This is a genomic window from Actinomadura oligospora ATCC 43269, from assembly GCF_000518265.1.
Classification (GTDB): Bacteria; Actinomycetota; Actinomycetes; order Streptosporangiales; family Streptosporangiaceae; genus Spirillospora; species Spirillospora oligospora.
This window is the reverse complement of the sequence record NZ_JADG01000024.1, coordinates 22,618-39,719: the sequence shown is the minus strand read 5'-3', so window position 1 is coordinate 39,719 and position 17,102 is coordinate 22,618. Positions and strand designations below refer to the sequence as shown.

Annotated in this window: 17 protein-coding genes; 13 read left to right on the top strand and 4 right to left on the bottom strand. The window is 72.8% G+C overall.

Translation table 11 applies throughout. The features are described 5' to 3' along the window. Positions 1–20: 20 nt before the first annotated feature. From P696_RS49125 to P696_RS0130375, 4 genes are read left to right on the top strand one after another with little or no spacing between them, the layout of a single operon-like run. Positions 21–1,016: an ABC transporter ATP-binding protein gene (locus tag P696_RS49125; RefSeq protein ID WP_064744159.1), complete on the top strand. Its 996-nt coding sequence runs from the start codon at positions 21–23 to the stop codon at positions 1,014–1,016. Beyond that, the gene (locus tag P696_RS0130385) at positions 1,013–1,891 is read left to right on the top strand and encodes an ABC transporter permease (protein WP_026415291.1); all 879 of its coding nucleotides are present in this window, start codon (positions 1,013–1,015) and stop codon (positions 1,889–1,891) included. Before P696_RS49125 ends, P696_RS0130385 begins: the two co-directional genes overlap by 4 nt. Continuing rightward, positions 1,888–2,799, top strand: a complete 912-nt coding sequence (locus tag P696_RS0130380) for an ABC transporter ATP-binding protein (RefSeq protein ID WP_026415290.1) — start codon at positions 1,888–1,890, stop codon at positions 2,797–2,799. Before P696_RS0130385 ends, P696_RS0130380 begins: the two co-directional genes overlap by 4 nt. Then, a complete protein-coding gene (locus P696_RS0130375; RefSeq protein ID WP_026415289.1) occupies positions 2,796–3,509 on the top strand; it encodes an ABC transporter permease in 714 nt (237 codons plus the stop codon). The genes P696_RS0130380 and P696_RS0130375 overlap by 4 nt, the downstream gene beginning before the upstream one ends. A gap of 42 nt (positions 3,510–3,551) precedes the next feature. On the opposite strand, the gene coaA is transcribed toward P696_RS0130375, so the two are convergent. After that, a complete protein-coding gene (gene coaA, locus P696_RS0130370) occupies positions 3,552–4,469 on the bottom strand; it encodes a type I pantothenate kinase (RefSeq protein ID WP_026415288.1) in 918 nt (305 codons plus the stop codon). A 98-nt stretch (positions 4,470–4,567) separates the two neighbouring features. Here coaA and glmS point away from each other — a divergent pair, with 98 nt between their 5' ends. Beyond that, complete coding sequence (gene glmS / locus P696_RS0130365) at positions 4,568–6,412, top strand: glutamine--fructose-6-phosphate transaminase (isomerizing) (RefSeq protein ID WP_026415287.1); 1,845 nt, start codon at positions 4,568–4,570, stop codon at positions 6,410–6,412. A 78-nt stretch (positions 6,413–6,490) separates the two neighbouring features. Here the strand turns inward: glmS and P696_RS0130360 are convergent, their stop codons facing one another. Beyond that, positions 6,491–6,736 carry a DUF397 domain-containing protein gene (locus tag P696_RS0130360; RefSeq protein WP_051468375.1) on the bottom strand — a complete coding sequence of 82 codons (246 nt, stop codon included), beginning with the start codon at positions 6,734–6,736 and terminating at the stop codon, positions 6,491–6,493. A gap of 38 nt (positions 6,737–6,774) precedes the next feature. Next, the gene (locus tag P696_RS0130355; RefSeq protein ID WP_026415285.1) at positions 6,775–7,638 is read right to left on the bottom strand and encodes a helix-turn-helix domain-containing protein; all 864 of its coding nucleotides are present in this window, start codon (positions 7,636–7,638) and stop codon (positions 6,775–6,777) included. A 283-nt stretch (positions 7,639–7,921) separates the two neighbouring features. Between P696_RS0130355 and P696_RS0130350 the strand changes: the two genes are divergently transcribed. The 8 genes from P696_RS0130350 to tsaD all read left to right on the top strand — a co-directional run bounded on the left by P696_RS0130350 (position 7,922) and on the right by tsaD (position 16,074). Next, complete coding sequence (locus tag P696_RS0130350; RefSeq protein ID WP_026415284.1) at positions 7,922–9,394, top strand: bifunctional ADP-dependent NAD(P)H-hydrate dehydratase/NAD(P)H-hydrate epimerase; 1,473 nt, start codon at positions 7,922–7,924, stop codon at positions 9,392–9,394. Between the two features lie 89 nt (positions 9,395–9,483). Further along, a complete protein-coding gene (gene alr, locus P696_RS0130345) occupies positions 9,484–10,617 on the top strand; it encodes an alanine racemase (protein ID WP_026415283.1) in 1,134 nt (377 codons plus the stop codon). 24 nt (positions 10,618–10,641) lie between these two features. Beyond that, positions 10,642–11,754: an alpha/beta fold hydrolase gene (locus P696_RS0130340; protein ID WP_026415282.1), complete on the top strand. Its 1,113-nt coding sequence runs from the start codon at positions 10,642–10,644 to the stop codon at positions 11,752–11,754. 148 nt (positions 11,755–11,902) lie between these two features. After that, positions 11,903–12,388 carry a tRNA (adenosine(37)-N6)-threonylcarbamoyltransferase complex ATPase subunit type 1 TsaE gene (gene tsaE, locus P696_RS0130335; protein ID WP_026415281.1) on the top strand — a complete coding sequence of 162 codons (486 nt, stop codon included), beginning with the start codon at positions 11,903–11,905 and terminating at the stop codon, positions 12,386–12,388. 111 nt (positions 12,389–12,499) lie between these two features. Continuing rightward, positions 12,500–13,813: a hypothetical protein gene (locus P696_RS56345; protein WP_157430004.1), complete on the top strand. Its 1,314-nt coding sequence runs from the start codon at positions 12,500–12,502 to the stop codon at positions 13,811–13,813. Positions 13,814–13,880: 67 nt separating this feature from the next. Further along, positions 13,881–14,552: a tRNA (adenosine(37)-N6)-threonylcarbamoyltransferase complex dimerization subunit type 1 TsaB gene (gene tsaB / locus P696_RS0130325; protein ID WP_026415279.1), complete on the top strand. Its 672-nt coding sequence runs from the start codon at positions 13,881–13,883 to the stop codon at positions 14,550–14,552. Positions 14,553–14,569: 17 nt separating this feature from the next. Next, positions 14,570–15,040, top strand: a complete 471-nt coding sequence (gene rimI, locus P696_RS0130320) for a ribosomal protein S18-alanine N-acetyltransferase (protein WP_051468379.1) — start codon at positions 14,570–14,572, stop codon at positions 15,038–15,040. Next, a complete protein-coding gene (tsaD, locus tag P696_RS0130315) occupies positions 15,037–16,074 on the top strand; it encodes a tRNA (adenosine(37)-N6)-threonylcarbamoyltransferase complex transferase subunit TsaD (RefSeq protein ID WP_026415277.1) in 1,038 nt (345 codons plus the stop codon). Before rimI ends, tsaD begins: the two co-directional genes overlap by 4 nt. Before the next feature lie 10 nt (positions 16,075–16,084). Here the strand turns inward: tsaD and P696_RS49120 are convergent, their stop codons facing one another. Continuing rightward, on the bottom strand, positions 16,085–17,074 hold the full coding sequence (locus P696_RS49120) for a phosphotransferase family protein (RefSeq protein ID WP_245627877.1): 990 nt from the start codon (positions 17,072–17,074) through the stop codon (positions 16,085–16,087). Positions 17,075–17,102: the final 28 nt, after the last annotated feature.

Below are 17,102 nucleotides of genomic sequence, written 5' to 3'. Positions count from 1 at the left end.
AATGCCGCTAAGTTCTGGGTATGCCGCCGATCATCGCGACCCGGGGCCTCTCGATGAGGTTTCCGAGGGTGACCGCGCTCGACGACCTGACGCTCGCGGCGCCGCCGGGCGTGGTCGGACTCGTGGGCGCCAACGGGGCCGGGAAGTCGACCCTCATCAAGATCCTGCTGGGCCTGCTGCCGCCGTCCGCGGGCGGCGCGGAGGTGCTCGGGCTGGACATCGCCCGTCAGGGCGACCAGATCCGCCGCCTCGTCGGGTTCATGCCCGAGTACGAGTGCCTCCCGCCGGACGTGTCGGCCACCGAGTTCGTCGTCCACATGGCCCGGATGTGCGGGCTGCCGCCCTCGGCCGCCCGCGAGCGCGCCGCCGACACGCTGCGGCACGTCGGGCTGTACGAGGAGCGCTACCGGCCGATCGGCGGCTACTCGACGGGCATGCGGCAGCGCGTCAAGCTGGCCCAGGCGCTGGTGCACGACCCGCGCCTGGTGTTCCTGGACGAGCCGACCAACGGTCTCGACCCGGCCGGGCGCGACGAGATGCTCGGCCTGATCCGCCGGATCGGGACCGAGTTCGGCATCAGCGTCCTGGTCACCTCGCACCTGCTCGGCGAGCTGGAGCGGATCTGCGACCACGTCATCGTGATCGACGGCGGCAAGCTGCTGCGGTCGCAGGCCGTGGAGGCCTACACCGAGGCCAGCGGCGTCCTGGTGGTGGAGGTGGACGAGGGCCGCGACGATCTCGGGCGATGGCTGCACGAGCGCGGCGTCGCCGTCCGTCCCGAGGGCCGCCTGCTGGTGATCGACATCGGTGACGAGACCGTCTACGACCTCGTCCGGGACGGCGCGGCCGAGCTGGAGCTGCGGCTCGTCCGGATGGAGCAGCGCCGCCACCACATCGAGGAGATCTTCTCGGTCGCCCCGCAGAACGTGCCCGGCCCGCCTGGAGCGCCGGGGACGCCGGGAGCGCAGAGCAGGCTCGAAACGTCCGCCGAGGAGCTGAGGGGAGGCGCCCGGTGAACGTCAGCACCATCCACGACATCGGCTACCGGCACTACGAGGGCAAGCGGCTCGGCCGCGCCTACGTGACGCGGTCGATGTTCGTGCACAACCTGCGCGCCGCCTACGGCCTCGGACGTCCGGCGCGCGCCAAGGTCATGCCGTTCATCCTCGCGGGGATCATGCTGCTGCCCGCCGTCGGCGACATCGCGGTCGTCGCGATCGCCAAGCGGCCCGAGGCGCTGTTCCCGTACACGCGCTACCAGTTCATGCTCCAGCTGATCATCTCGATCTTCGTGGCGACGCAGGCGCCGGTGCTGGCGTCCCGGGAGATCCGGTTCCACTCCGTTCCGCTGTACTTCTCGCGGCCGGTCGTGCACCTGGACCTCGTCCTCGCCAAGCTCGCGGCGTTCACGACCGCGCTGTTCGCGCTCACCGCGATCCCGATCACCGTGCTGTACGTCGGCGGCCTGGTCACCCAGGTGCCGGATTCGGGCGAGCAGCTGCTGCACTACCTCGGCGGGCTCGCCGCGTGCCTGCTGCTGTCGCTCGTCCTCGGCGCGATCGGGCTGGTCGTCGCCGCGTTCACGCCGCGCCGCGGGTTCGGCGTCGCGGCCGTGATCGCCGTGCTGCTGGTCTCCGGGGTGCTCGTGTCGATCGTGCAGGGGATCACCCAGAACACCGGGCACTGGACGCTGTCCGGCTGGCTCGGCCTGTTCACCCCGTACAGCCTGGTGGACGCCGTGGCGTACCGGCTGCTCGGCGGGAAGCTGTCGGCCGTCGCCGCCCCGCCCGGCGTCGGCGGCGGGGTCGCCGCCCTGGCGGTGTGCGCCGCGATCGTGCTCGGCGCGGTCACCGTCCTGTACGCGCGGTTCCGGAAGGCGGGCCTGTCGTGACCGAGATCAGGCTGCGGGACGTGTCCCGCTGGTACGGCAACGTGGTGGCCGTCAACGGCGTGACGATGACCATCGGCCCCGGCGTGACCGGGCTGCTCGGGCCGAACGGCGCGGGCAAGTCCACGCTGATCCACATGATGGGCGGGTTCCTGTCGCCGTCGTCCGGCTCGGTGACCCTGGACGACGAGCCGATCTGGCAGAACCCGGGCATCTACCCCAAGCTCGGGCTGGTGCCGGAACGCGAGAGCGCCTACGACTTCCTGACCGGCAAGCAGTTCATCCTCGCGATGGCGAAGCTGCACAAGCTGGCCGAGCCGGGCAGGGCGGCCGAGCGGGCGATCGCCCAGGTCGAGATGGACCAGGCCGCCGACCGGACGATCGGCACCTACTCCAAGGGCATGAAGCAGCGGATCAAGATGGCGTCCGCGCTGGTCCACGACCCGCCCGTGCTGCTGCTGGACGAGCCGTTCAACGGCATGGACCCGCGCCAGCGCCTGCACCTGATGGACCTGATCCGCCGGATGGCCGCCGAGGGCCGGACGATCCTTTTCTCCTCGCACATCCTGGAGGAGGTCGAGCGGCTCGCCGGGCACATCGAGGTGATCATCGCGGGCCGGCACGCCGCGTCCGGCGACTTCCGCGAGATCCGGCGGCTGATGACCGACCGTCCGCACCGGTTCCGGGTCCGCTCCGGCGACGACCGCGCGCTCGCCGCCGCGATCATCGCCGACGGCTCGGCCCGCGGCGTCGAGCTGACGCCGGACGGCCTGTCGGTCGAGGCGTCCGACTTCGGGCGGTTCACCTGGCTGCTGCCCCGGCTCGCCAGGGACGCGGGCGTCCGGCTCTGGGAGGTCGTCCCGGCCGACGAGTCCCTGGAATCCGTCTTCTCCTACCTGGTGGCCCGATGAACTCCACGATCGCGATGATCACGTTCCGGTCGATGCTCGGCCGGCGGCGGGCGCTGCTGCTGTTCGTGCTGCCGGGCGTGCTGCTGCTCCTGGCGCTGATCCTCAGGCTGACCAACACCAGCGACCTGGACGTCGACACGACCGTCCTGCAGAGGTTCGCGCTCGGCGCGGTGCTGCCGCTGCTGGCGCTGATCGCGGGCACCGGCGTGATCGGCCCGGAGATCGACGACGGCCAGATCATGTACATCCTGACCAAGCCGATCCCGCGCCAGGTCGTCATCCTGACGAAGCTGATGGTGGCGATCGTCCTGGTCACGCTGTTCGCGGCCGTCCCGACGCTGCTGGCCGGGCTGATCCTCGGGGCTCCGGCGGGCCTCACCCCGGCGTTCACCGTCGGGGTCCTGGTCGGCGGGGTGGCCTACGCCTCGGTCTTCGTGGCCCTCGGCGTCATGAGCCGCAACGCCGTGACGATCGGCCTGCTGTACGCGCTGGTCTGGGAGAGCCTCTTCGGCAACTTCGCGCCCGGCGCGAAGAAGGCGTCCATCCTGCAGTGGGCGCTGTCGGTCACCGACTCGCTGACCGAGGCGTCCACGGTCAAGGCCGCCGTCTCGCTGCCGACCGCGCTCATCCTGCTGGTGGTCGTCAGCCTCGCCGCCACGGTCCTGGCGTCCGTCCGGCTGCGCTCGCTGACGGTCGCCAGCGCCGAGTGACCCGCCGGATCCGCTGTACTCCGCCGGGTCGGGCGTGGCCCGTCAGATCCGGCGGAGGCGGACGCGGTTGATCGAGTGGTCGCGGTCCTTGTGGAGGACGAGGGTCGCGCGGCCCCGCGTTGGCAGGATGTTCTCGACGAGGTTGGGCTCGTTGATCGATCCCCAGACGCCGACCGCGAAGTCCTCGGCCTGCTGCTCGCTGAGCTTGGCGTACTCGCGGAAGTAGGAGCGCGGGTCGGTGAAGGCCGTCCGGCGCAGGGCGAGGAGGCGGTCGATGTACCAGCGCCGTATGTCCTCGACCTTGGCGTCCACGTAGATCGAGAAGTCGAAGTAGTCCGAGACGCCGAGGCCGCCCGGCGGCGGGGCCTGGAGGACGTTCAGGCCCTCGACGATCAGGATGTCCGGACGTTCCACCGTCTGCCGGGCCTTCGGGACGATGTCGTACTCGAGGTGGGAGTAGATCGGAATGCCCACCCGCGACTCGCCCGACTTCACCGACTGGACGAATCGCACCAGCGCCCGCCGGTCGTAGGACTCCGGAAAGCCCTTGCGCTCCATCAGGCCGCGGTCGGCCAGGACGGCGTTCGGGTACAGGAAGCTGTCGGTGGTGACGAGTTCCACACGGGGGTGCTCGGGCCAGCGCGCCAGCAGCGTCCGCAGCAGCCGGGACGTGGTGGACTTGCCGACCGCGACCGAGCCCGCCACGCCGATCACGAACGGGGTCGGCTGGACGGTCTCGCCGAGGAACCCGCTGACGGTGTCCCGGGTCCCGCCGCGGCCCACGAAGAACAGGTTGAGCAGGCGGGACAGCGGCAGGTAGACCTCCTCGACCTCGGTGATGTCGATGGGGTCCCGGACACCGCGCAGCTCGTCCAGCTCGTCCAGGGTGAGGTTGAGCGGGGTGGAGGCCCGCAGCGCCCGCCACTGCGCGCGGTTCAGTTCGACGTAAGGGCTGGGCACAAGCGCCAACGGTACTGGTCCGGGCGGTGCGCCGGTCCACCAGGGCTGGTCTAGTCCGGGCGGCGGGTTCCCGGACAGGACCGAATAGGCTGGCCGCCATGTGCGGAATCGTGGGTTACGTCGGCGACAGGCCGGCACTGGACGTCGTGGTCGAGGGCCTGGCGAGGCTCGAGTACCGCGGCTACGACTCGGCCGGGGTGGCCGTGCTCGCGGACGGGGGCCTCGCCACCGCCAAGCGGGCGGGCAAGCTGGTCAACCTCCGCGAGGCGCTGGCCGAGGAGCCGCTCCCCGCGGGGACGCTCGGCATCGGGCACACCCGGTGGGCCACGCACGGGGCGCCGAACGACCGCAACGCGCACCCGCACACCGACTGCGCGGGCGACGTCGCGGTCATCCACAACGGGATCATCGAGAACTTCGCGGCGCTGCGGTCCGAGCTGGAGGAGGCGGGCCACAAGCTGCGCTCCGACACCGACACCGAGGCCGTCGCGCACCTGCTGGAGGACGAGCTGAAGTCCACCGGCGACCTCGCCGAGGCCATGCGCCGCGTGTGCGGCCGCCTGGAGGGCGCGTTCACGCTGGTCGCGGTGCACGCGGGCGACGAGGACCTGGTGGTCGGCGCGCGCCGCAACTCGCCGCTGGTCGTCGGCGTCGGCGACGGGGAGAACTTCCTCGCCAGCGACGTCGCCGCGTTCATCGCGCACACCCGGGACGCCATCGAGCTCGGCCAGGACCAGGTCGTCGAGCTGCGCAAGTCCGGTGTGACGGTCACCGACTTCCAGGGCCGTCCGGCCGAGACCAAGGCCTACCACGTGGACTGGGACGTCTCGGCGGCCGAGAAGGGCGGCTACGACTACTTCATGCTGAAGGAGATCGCCGAGCAGCCGCGCGCGGTCGCCGACACCCTCCTCGGCCGGATCGGCGCCGACGGCCGCCTCACCCTGGACGAGATGCGCATCTCCGACCAGGAGCTCCGCGAGGTCGACAAGATCATCATCGTGGCCTGCGGCACGTCCTACCACGCGGGCCTGATCGCCAAGTACGCCATCGAGCACTGGGCCGGGCTGCCCTGCGAGGTGGAGCTGGCCAGCGAGTTCCGCTACCGCGACCCGATCCTGTCCCGCTCCACGCTGGTGATCGCGATCTCCCAGTCGGGCGAGACGATGGACGCGCTGATGGCCGTCCGGCACGCCCGCGAGCAGCACGCCAAGCTCCTCGGCATCTGCAACGTGAACGGCTCGACCCTGCCCCGCGAGTGCGACGGCGTCCTCTACACGCACGCGGGCCCGGAGATCGCGGTCGCCTCGACCAAGGCGTTCCTCACCCAGCTCGTCGCCGTCTACCTCATCGCCCTCTACATCGCCCAGGTGCGCGGCACCAAGTTCGGCGACGAGGTCTTCGCGATGATCCAGCTCCTGGCCAAGATGCCGGAGAAGGTGGACGAGGTCCTCGGCACGATGGAGCCCGTCCGGGAGCTGGCCCGCTCCCTGGCCGGTGAGAAGTCCGTCCTGTTCCTCGGCCGCCACGTCGGCTTCCCGGTCGCCCTCGAGGGCGCCCTGAAGCTCAAGGAGCTGGCCTACATGCACGCCGAGGGCTTCGCCGCCGGCGAGCTCAAGCACGGCCCGATCGCCCTGATCGAGCCGGGCCTTCCGGTCATCGTGGTCGTCCCGCCGCGCTCCCGCGACGTCCTGCACGACAAGATCGTCTCCAACATCCAGGAGATCCGCGCCCGCGGCGCCCGCACCATCGTCATCGCCGAGGAGGGCGACACCTCCGTCGCCCCCTACGCCGACACGCTGATCGGCGTCCCGGCCGTCCCCACCCTCTTCCAGCCCCTGGTCACGACCGTCCCCCTCCAGGTCTTCGCCTGCGAGCTCGCCACCGCCAAGGGCCACGACGTGGACCAGCCCCGCAACCTCGCCAAGTCCGTCACCGTCGAATAACCACCCCGACACCCCGCCCGCCGCCCCACCGGACCGGCGGGCGGAGCCTTTTCCGCCGGGTTCAGGACCCGCCGCCCGCTAGGACGGCATGTCCAAAGCGCCTCGGCGGATGTCGGCCAGGACGGATCGCCACTCGGCGGACGAAAGGCGCAGGACGGGACCGGCGTCGCCGATATGGGAGTCCCGGGCCCCGACGAGGCCGGCGGGCAGGGCGCCGATCTCGACGCAGCCTCCGTTGGCTCCGCAGCGGGAGCCCTTCCGCCAGACGATCTTCTCGATCCGCCAGGAGAGGTCTCCGGGCGTGCTCGACTCCAACGGGTTCACGTGATGCCTCCTCTATGACCGCGCCGTGCGCGGAAGGGCTACCAGCGGTCCGCGAGCGCGGAGACCAGGTCCCGCGTCTCCGCGGCGCCCAGCGCGACCTCCGACATGCCCTCGAACGCGAGCCGGTACATGAAGGCGACCTTCTCGTCGGTGATCTGGTTGTCGGTGAGGGCCTCGGTGTAGACCACGTCGGGGAAGACGATGTCCCCGACCGGGTCGTACTCCATGAGCTGGAAGGACCCCTCCATGATCGGATGGGGAACGGCCAGTTCGATGACGCGCAGGGCGACGTGCGGCAGGTCGCCGACGGCGAGCAGGTGGCGCAGCTGGGCGCGCATCACCGCCGGGTCGCCGACGAGCCGGTGGAGCACGGACTCGTCCAATAGCAGCGTGTATTCGACGGGCTTGCTCAGGTGGTGCAGGATCCGCTGGCGGAGCAGGCGGACCTCGATCCGCCGTTCGAGCTCGCGCGGTGGGACGGTGTCGTACAGGCGGGTTCCGGACATCACCCGCTGCGCGTACTCCTCGGTCTGCAGCAGGCCGGGGACCAGGTAGGTCTCCCACTGGACGATCCGGCTCGCCTCGTCCTCCATCGCGATGAACTGCGTGTATCCGCCGGGCAGTTCCCGGTACTCCTCCCACCAGCCGCGCGCCGCGGCATCGTGTGCCAGCGTGATGAGCTCGGCCCGGTGGACGGGGTCGATCTGGTACAGCCGGGTGAGCAGCTCGACGTCGCGGATCTTGGTGCTGCTCCGCGCGTTCTCGATCCGGCTGACCTTGGCGGTGGACCAGTTCAGCCGGGCGGCGACGTCGTCGCCGGTGAAGCCGCTCTGTTCGCGCAGCCGGCGGAGTTCGGCCGCCAGTCGGCGCTGCCGGACGGTCGGTCCTCGGAAGGGGCTCATGGCACCCGCTGAACCGCGAGACGTCGTCATGTCTCCGGTCGCCTCCCGACCAGCGCGAGTTACCCAGCGAAGTGTGCCCTATGCAATGTGCGCTCCTGGGCGTGGACACGTCAACGCGTGAGGCCTCTTACTGGCTTTGCCCTCAGGTGGATCTTCCTGGTCGTCAAAGTGGTGAAACTTTCACCGAAACGTGCGTTGCTACACCATTGACTCGTCAGGGCGCGCCCGTCAAGGCGGAGGTCGCATGGCACCCTGGAGGAAATGATCGTGGAAAGGGGCCGGGGTGAGATACGCGCACGAGGTCGCCAGGGTGCGGGCCGCCGAGAGCGCGCTGATGGCGCGGCTGCCCGAGGGGGCGCTGATGCAGCGCGCGGCGGCGGGGCTGGCGCGGGTCTGCGCCGGGCTGCTGGGCCGGGTGTACGGCGCGGACGTCGTGGTGCTCGTCGGGTCCGGTGACAACGGCGGGGACGCGCTGTACGCGGGCGCGCGGCTGGCCCGGCGCGGAGCCCGGGTGCGGGCGGTGGCCGTCGGGTCCCGGCTCCACCAGGGAGGACTCGCCGATCTGCGGGCCGCGGGCGGACGGCTGATCGAGCTCGAGGACGCGGATTCGGCGGTCGGCGCGGCCGATCTGGTGATCGACGGCCTGACCGGGATCGGCGGGTCCGGGGCGCTTCGGGAGCCGCACGCGTCGCTGGCGCGGGCGGCGTCCGGTTCGGGTGGGATCGTGGTGGCCTGTGACGTGCCCAGCGGCGTGGACGCGTCGTCCGGGCGGGTCGAGGGCGCCGCCGTCCGCGCGGACGTGACCGTCACCTTCGGGACGCTCAAGCCGGGCCTGCTGATCGATCCCGGCGCGGCGCACTGCGGGGTCGTCGAGCTGGTCGACATCGGTCTCGGGCCGTACCTGGACGATCCGGACGTCGTCTCCTCGGCCGCCGAGGACGTCAGGCCGCCGGTCCCCGGCCCCGAGTCGGACAAGTACCGGCGCGGCGTGGTCGGCATCCTCGCAGGTGGGGAGGAGTTCACCGGGGCGGCCGTGCTGGCGGTGGGCGGAGCGGTGCGCGGGGGAGCCGGGATGGTCCGGTTCGCGTCGGTCCGGCATCCCGTCGAGCTCGTGCGGCAGCGCTGGCCGGAGGCGGTGACCACGGTGATCGAACCCGGCGAGAAGGCCCTGGACGGGATCGGCCGGGTGCAGGCGTGGGTGGTCGGGCCGGGGCTCGGCACCGGTGAGGACGCCGAGGGGCTGCTGCGGGCCGTCCTGTCGACCGAGCTGCCCGTCCTCGTGGACGCCGACGGGCTGACCGTCCTCGCGCGGCGGCGTGATCTGCTGACCCGGGACGCGCCGACCCTGCTGACGCCGCACGCCGGGGAGCTGGCCCGGCTGCTGGACGCCGATCGCGCGGACATCGAGGCCCGGCGGCTGGAGTACGTCCGGCGGGCCGCGGCCGAGCTGGACGCGACGGTGCTGCTCAAGGGCTCGACGACGGTGATCGCGGAGCTGGACCGTCCGGTCCGGGTGAACCCGACCGGGACGTCCTGGCTGGCCACGGCGGGCACCGGGGACGTCCTGTCCGGGCTGACCGGCGCGCTGCTGGCGGGCGGGATGTCCGCCCTGGACGCCGCCACCGCGGGCGCCTACCTGCACGGCCTGGCCGCGCGCCTGGCCGCGGGAGGCCCCTCCGCGGACGAGGGGGAGGCCCCGATCGGCGCGTTCGACGTGATCACCGCGCTGCCCGCCGCGTTCCGGACCCTCCCGTAGTGGTGCGAACCACACGAATCACTCCGTCATCCAAGGGAGACGGGCCCCCGGCCGAGGCATCGGCCGGGGGCGGGCACACTGGGGTGACTATGAGTAATCCTGCGCAGGCACGCATCGACCTGGACGCGATCAGCGGCAACGTGACCCTGATGCGCGAGCAGGCCGGTGGGGCCGAGGTTATGGCGATGGTCAAGGCCGAGGCGTACGGCCACGGGCTCGTCCCGGCGGCGCGTGCGGCGCTGGCCGGCGGCGCGACGTGGCTGGGCGTGGCCAAGCTCGACGAGGGCCTGCGGCTCCGCGAGGCCGGGGTGCTGGGCGTCCCGGTGCTGGTCTGCCTGGGCGTGCCGGGCGAGGATTACGCGCGCGGCGTGGCCGAGCGGCTCGACTTCGCGGTCGGCGCGCGCTGGCTGCTGGACGAGCTGGCCGCCGCCGCCGAGCGCGCCGGACGGGCCGTCCGCGTCCACCTGAAGGCCGACACCGGCATGTCGCGCGGCGGGGCCACCCACGAGGACTGGCCGTCCCTGGTCGACGCGGCGCTCGCCGCCGAGGCGTCCGGCCTGGTCAGCGTGGTCGGGCTGATGTCGCACTTCGCCTGCTCGGACGAGCTCGACCACCCGTCGGTGCCCCGGCAGATCGCCACGTTCACCGACATGGTCGAGGCCGCGGAGAAGGCCGGGGCGCGGCCCGAGGTCCGGCACCTGGCCAACTCGGCCGCGGCGCTCACCCTGCCGGACTCCCGGTTCGACCTCATCCGGCCCGGGATCGCGACGTACGGGCTGAGCCCGGTGCCGTCGCTCGGCTCGTTCGGGCTGCGCCCGGCGATGACGCTGACCGCCTCGACGGCCCTGGTCAAGCGGGTTCCGGCGGGCAGCGGCGTGTCCTACGGGCACACCTACACGACCGACCGCGAGACGAACCTCGCGGTCGTCCCGGCCGGGTACGGCGACGGCATCCCGCGGAACGGCTCGAACCTGATCGACGTCCTGGCGGGCGGCAGGCGCCGCACGATCGCCGGACGCGTCTGCATGGACCAGTTCGTGATCGACCTCGGCGACGACGTGCTCGCGGCGGGCGACGAGGTCGTCCTGTTCGGCCCCGGCGACCGCGGCGAGCCGACCGCGCAGGACTGGGCGGACGCCCTGGACACCATCTCCTATGAGATCGTCACACGTATCGGCGTCCGGGTGCCGCGCGTGTACGAGGGCGGCCCGGCGCTCGGCTAGGGCACGGGGTAGAGGCGACGGGGAATGGACGCGAAGCACAAGCGCAGGATGGGCGTGGCCGGGGCCGTGGCGGGCCTTGGGGCGGCCGGGGTCGGCGCGGCGGTCGGCCTCCGGCACCTGGCGGTCGGACGGGTCAGGCTGCGTCCCGACCCGGACGCGGCCGAGCCGTTCGGCGCGCTGCGCGGCCGGGCGCTGACGGTGACCGCGGACGACGGCGTGCCGCTGCACGTGGAGGTCGACGGCCCGGACGCCGCGCCCCTGACCGTCGTGTTCTGCCACGGCTACTCGCTCAACCAGGACGTCTGGCACTACCAGCGGCGCGACCTGGCCGCCCGGACGGCGGGCGGGCGGCGCCTGCGCATGGTCTTCTGGGACCAGCGCAGCCACGGCCGGTCCGGCCGCGGCGGGCCCGGCACCGCGACGATCGAGCAGACCGGCTCCGACCTGTACGAGGTGCTGCGCGCGACGGTCCGTCCGGGCGCGCCGGTCGTGCTGGCAGGGCACTCCATGGGCGGCATGTCGATCATGGCGCTGGCCGAACTGCACCCCGAGCTGTTCGAGGACGGCCCGGACGCGCTGTGCCGGGTCCGCGGGATCATGCTGGTCAACACCTCCGGCGGCGACCTGGCCGAGGAGATCACGCTCGGGCTGCCGCAGGCGCTGGTCAAGATCGTCCGGCCGATCGCGCCGACCGCCCTGCGCGGCCTCGGCCGCCAGGCGAAGATGGTGGACCGGGCCCGCGGCCTGGGCGCCGACCTGGCGTTCGTCGTCACCCGCCACATGGCGTTCGCCGACAAGCGGGTCAGCCCGACCGTGGTCGACTTCCTGGAGCAGATGATCCGGGCCACCCCGATCGACGTGATCGCCGAGTACTACCCGGCGCTGATGGCGCACGACAAGGCGGCGGCCCTGGCGACGGTCGGGCACGTCCCGGTGCTGGTCCTCGCGGGCGGCCGGGACCGGCTGACCCCCGCCGCGCACGGCCGCCGCATCGTCGAGGCCCTGCCGGACGCCGAGCTCGTCGAGGTGGACGAGGCGGGCCACGTGCTGCCGCTGGAGTACCCGGGCGTGGTGACCGGCTCGCTGCGCCGCCTGGTCGACCGCATCCCGCCGGGCCTGGAGGAACGCACCGCGTGAACCAGGCGCACGCAGGAGGGACCCGGCTCGCGAACGCGGCACCCGCACGATGGACATGGCGCCCGAACGCGGCGCACGCACGAGGAGTGCGACGCGCGGACGGGGCGCACGCACGAGGGACACGGCGCGCGGACGAGGGACGCGGCGCATGACGAACGAAGGGGAGTCGATCGTGATCGAGGTGCCGACATCCGAGGACATGCGGGCGCTGGGCGTCCGGCTGGCCGGGCTGCTGCGCGCCGGCGACCTGCTGGTGCTGACCGGCGACCTCGGCGCGGGGAAGACGACGCTGACCCAGGGCATCGGCGAGGGCCTGAAGATCCGCGGGCCGGTGACCTCGCCGACGTTCGTGATCGCGCGCGTCCACCCGTCGCTCGCCGGCGGTCCGTCCCTGGTGCACGTGGACGCCTACCGCCTGGGCGGTTTCGCCGAGCTGGACGATCTCGACCTCGACGCGTCGCTCGACGAGGCGGTGACGATCGTGGAATGGGGCGAGGGCCTAGCCGAGGGTCTCGCCGACGATCGTTTGGAGATCACCATTTCGCGCGGACCCGCCGGAGCGTCCGAACAGCGCGCAGTAAAGATCATCGGAGTGGGTGACCGCTGGACCGCCGCTCTCCGTGATCTTGCCTGATCGGACCTGCGCGAATCCAGGTAAGTGGAACGCGACCATCGCCCCGATCCATGTCGTACTCTTTGCCGGACGAAACCCGACATTTTGGATTACTGATCGGGAGTGGATCCGGTGAGTGGCAACCATCGCGGCGGTGGTGACCGCGGCTCGCGCAGCGGGGAGTACCGCTCGTTCAGCGGTCAGCCCCGCGCGGGCGCGAACCGTCCCCTCGACGACCTGCCCGGCGGCCCCGGCCCCGCCGACCACGCCCCCCGCACGGGCGACTCCCCAGCCCGCCCAGGTGACACCGCCGCCCGCCCAGGCAACTACGCCGGTCGCGCAGGCGAGCCAGGCGGACGTTCCGGCGACTACACCGGTCGCCCAAGCGAGGCGGCCGGACGCCCCGGCGAGTACGCAGGACACTCAGGCGAACAGGCTGGAGGCCCAGGCCCGTACGCGAGCCGTTCAGGCGACTACGCCGGGCGCTCGGGCGACTACGCCGGTCGTTCTGGTGAATCCGCCGATCGTTCGGGCAACTACGCCAGTCGTTCGGGCGAATACGGCGGACGCTCGGGCGACTACGCCGGTCGTTCCGGCGAGTACCGCGGACGTTCTGGTGAGTACGCCGGTGGTTCGGGCGGGTATGCCGGGCGGTCGGGTGAGCAGGCCGGGCGGTCCGGTGAGCAGGTTGGGCGGTCGGGGGAGTACAGGCCGCGTAGTGGCGAGTACCGGACGCGGAGTGGCACGCATCGGGTCGTCCGGGAGCGCAGGCGTGGCAGGCGGCTCGTGGCCGTGCTGCTCGGGGTGGCGGCCGGGGCCGGGGCCTGCGCGCTCGCCGCGTTCGTGGTCATCAGCGGTCTCGGCGGCCACGACAGGGGAACGTCCGGGCAGGTCGTCGGCAGCACGGCGCAGACCCCGGCGGCCAAGGCGGAGAAGACCGCCGTGCCGGACGCCTGCACCCTCCTCGACTCCAAGATCGCCGACAGGCTCGCGCCGCACGCCGAGCGCGGCCCCGCCGACAACTACGCCTCCAACGACCGCCAGAACCAGTGCGTCTGGGGCGTCTACAGCGGCGAGGACCAGCGGCAGCTCAGCGTCGAGATGCGCGCGATCGCCGGGACGCAGGCGCAGAGCCCGACCGACGCGGCCCGCGCCGCCTTCGTGTCCGAGCGGACCGCCGACGAGTCCGGCAAGGCGCTGATCGGCGGCCAGGAGATCACCGACAAGGCCCGGGTGAACGGCCTCGGCGACGAGGCGTACGTCGTCTACAGCGTGGACAAGGACCAGGGCTCCGGCGCCGCCGTCGCCAACGTCCGGCTCGCGAACGTGCTGGTCACCGTCCACTACTCGGGCTCGGACGGCAGCGACCCGATCCCCACCGGCGCCGCCCTCACCGGCACGCAGGATGCCGCCCGCAGCGTCGTCGAAGCCCTCAACCAGAGCTGACCCACCCGACCGCGCGGCCCGGGGAATCAACCTGACCACAGGTCGCACTCGACTACGCTTACAGTCCGTGCTGGTCCTGGCTTTCGACACCGCAACCGCCGCCGTCACCGTCGCGCTGACCGAGTGGACGCCGGGGGGCGTCGCACGTCCCCGCGCGGCCGTCGAGGCCGTCCACGCGCGCAAGCACACCGAGGTGCTGACGCCCGAGATCGCGCGGGTCCTCGGCGAGGCGGGCGCGACGCCCGCCGACCTGTCCGCGATCGTCGTGGGCGTCGGCCCGGGCCCCTACACGGGCCTGCGCGTCGGCCTGGCCACGGCGAACGCGATGGGGAAGGCGCTCGGCGTGCCCGTCCACGGCGTCTGCACGCTGGACGCGCTCGCCTGGGAGTCCCGCCGCGAGGAGCCGTTCGCCGTCGCCACCGACGCCCGCCGCCGCGAGGTGTACTGGGCGCACTACGACTCCTACGGACGCCGTGTGACCGACCCCGCCGTCGGCCCCGCCGCCGAGGTCCGCGCGGACACGCCCGACCTCCCGGTCATCGGCGAGGGCGCGGCCCTCTACCCCGACGTCCTCGGCGCTGCCGCGGGCCCGCTCGTGCCGTCCGCGGTCGCGCTGGCCGAACTCGCCGTCGAGCGCCTGTCCGGACGCCCCGGCCCCGCCCTGCTCCAGCCCGAGCCGCTCTACCTGCGCCGTCCCGACGCCAAGGAGCCCGGTCCCCGCAAGAAGGTGACCCGGTGAGCGCCGCGCTGCGCGGGATGACCGAGGACGACCTGACCGCCGTCCACGCCCTGGAGCAGGCGCTGTTCCCCGAGGACGCCTGGAGCGAGCAGATGCTCCGCGAGGAGCTCGCCGACCAGCCGCGCACCCGGCACTACGTCGTCGCCGAGGAGGCCGGGGAGATCATCGGCTACGCCGGGCTCGCCGCCGCGGCCGACCAGGCAGACGTCCAGACCATCGGCGTCAAGGAGGACCGGCGCGGTTCCGGTGTCGGGGCGGCGCTGCTCACCGAGCTGCTGGACGAGGCGTCCCGGCGCGGCAGCGTCCAGGTGTTCCTGGAGGTCCGCGCCGACAACGATTCGGCGCGGCGGCTCTACGAGCGGTTCGGGTTCGTCCGCGTGGGGCTGCGCAGGCGCTACTACCAGCCGTCCGGGGTGGACGCGGTCGTGATGTGCCGCGAGATGCGCCCGAAGAGGGGCCCGGTCGGCTTCACCAGGGAGGAAGCATGATCCGCGACTCCGAGCCGCTGGTGCTCGGGATCGAGACGTCCTGCGACGAGACCGGGGTCGGGATCGTCCGGGGGCACACGCTGCTGGCCGACTCGATCGCCTCCAGCGTCGAGCAGCACGCCCGGTTCGGCGGGGTCGTCCCCGAGGTCGCCTCGCGCGCGCACCTGGAGGCGATGACCCCGACCATCGAGCGGGCGCTCCAGGACGCCGGGGTCGCCTTCAACGACATCGACGCGTTCGCGGTGACGGCCGGGCCGGGGCTGCCGGGCGCGCTGATGGTCGGCGTCGCGGCGGCCAAGGCGTACGCGCTGTCGCTCGGCAAGCCGCTGTACGGCGTGAACCACCTCGCCGCGCACGTCTGCGTCGACCAGCTCGAACACGGCCCGCTGCCGAAGCCGTGCGTGGCGATGCTGGTGTCCGGCGGGCACTCGTCGCTGCTGCTCGTCCCGGACGTGTCGTCCGACGTCCGGTCCCTCGGCTCCACCGTGGACGACGCGGCGGGCGAGGCGTTCGACAAGGTCGCCCGGGTGCTGGACCTCGGCTTCCCCGGCGGCCCGGTGATCGACCGGATGGCCCGCGAGGGCGACCCGGCGGCCATCGCGTTCCCGCGCGGCAAGTACGCCGACGGCACCTACGACTTCTCGTTCTCCGGCCTGAAGACGGCCGTGGCGCGCTGGGTCGAGGCGAAGGAGCGGGCCGGGGAGCCGGTCCCGGTCGCCGACGTCGCCGCGTCCTTCCAGGAGGCCGTCGTGGACGTGCTGACCCACAAGGCCCTCAAGGTCTGCAAGGACAACGGCGTCAAGGACCTGCTCATCGGCGGCGGCGTCGCGGCGAACTCGCGGCTGCGGGCGCTCGCCCAGGAGCGCTGCGACCGCGCCGGGGTCCGGCTGCGGGTGCCGCGGCCGAGCCTGTGCACCGACAACGGCGCGATGGTCGCCGCGCTCGGCTCCGAGCTGGTCGCGAACGGTCTCGCGCCGTCCGACCTGGGGCTGCCCGCCGACTCCAGCCTCCCGATCGACACCGTCATCCTCTGACCGGCATCCTCTAGAGCAGGGTCTCCAGGTACGTCTCGGCCCGGATCGCGTCCCGCTCGGACAGGACGCGGCCGGGCTCCTCGGGCAGCAGGTCCAGGACGCAGGCCAGGTCCCAGTACGGGTCCTGGTCGTGGCCGCCCGCGACCTGGTCGAAGCACTCCCGGAAGCGGTCGGCGACGGCCACTCCGTAGCGCAGCGCGAGCCGCAGCCGCATCTGCCCGACGTCCACGCCGACCGGGCCGGACGACGCGTCCGACCAGTCCACGACGCCGGTGAGCCGGCCGCGCGACCACAGCGTGTTGTCCGGGTGGTAGTCGCGGTGGACGAACCGGGACGGCGCGTCCGGCACCGGCCCGGACGCGACCTCGCACGCCCGCTCCCACAGCTCCGGACGCGTCGCGTGCTTCGGCGGACGCCGCAGGTCGAGCCGGTTGCGCAGGACGTAGGGCGGCATCGTGGCCGCGCCGCGCAGCGCGTGCACCGGCAGCAGCGCCGCGGCCAGCTGGATCAGGACCTCGGGCAGGTCGTCCGGGACGGGCCGGGGCGGATGCCCGGGCAGCCGGGTGAGCAGCAGCGCGGGCGCGTCGCAGTACGCGCCCGCCGGGTCGGCGGCGACCAGCGACGGCGTCGGGATCTCGCAGGCGGCGAGCAGGGTCAGCGCGGCGATCTCGCGCTCGGGCGAGAACTCCCCGTCGGCGAACGCCGCTCCCGGCGCGCCCGCCATGCCGGACACGCCGGACGCGAGCGGGTCGCGCGGCAGCCAGCGGCGCAGCACCAGGCGGTGCTCGCTGCCCGAGCCGCTCTCCACGGCCAGCGCGTGGTTGGCGTGCGCGGCGCCGCCCGGCAGCGGACGGATCGCGCGGATCTCGGCGTCCCGGCCGAAGCACTCGCGGACCCAGCCGATGGTGGCCGGGCTCGGCGGTGCGCCGACGTACGGGCTGAGGGCCGGGGCGAGGGCCGGGGAGCGGGTCACGAGATCCATGAAAACGGATTCCGGCATGTATCGAGGGTGATTTGACGAAAGCGGA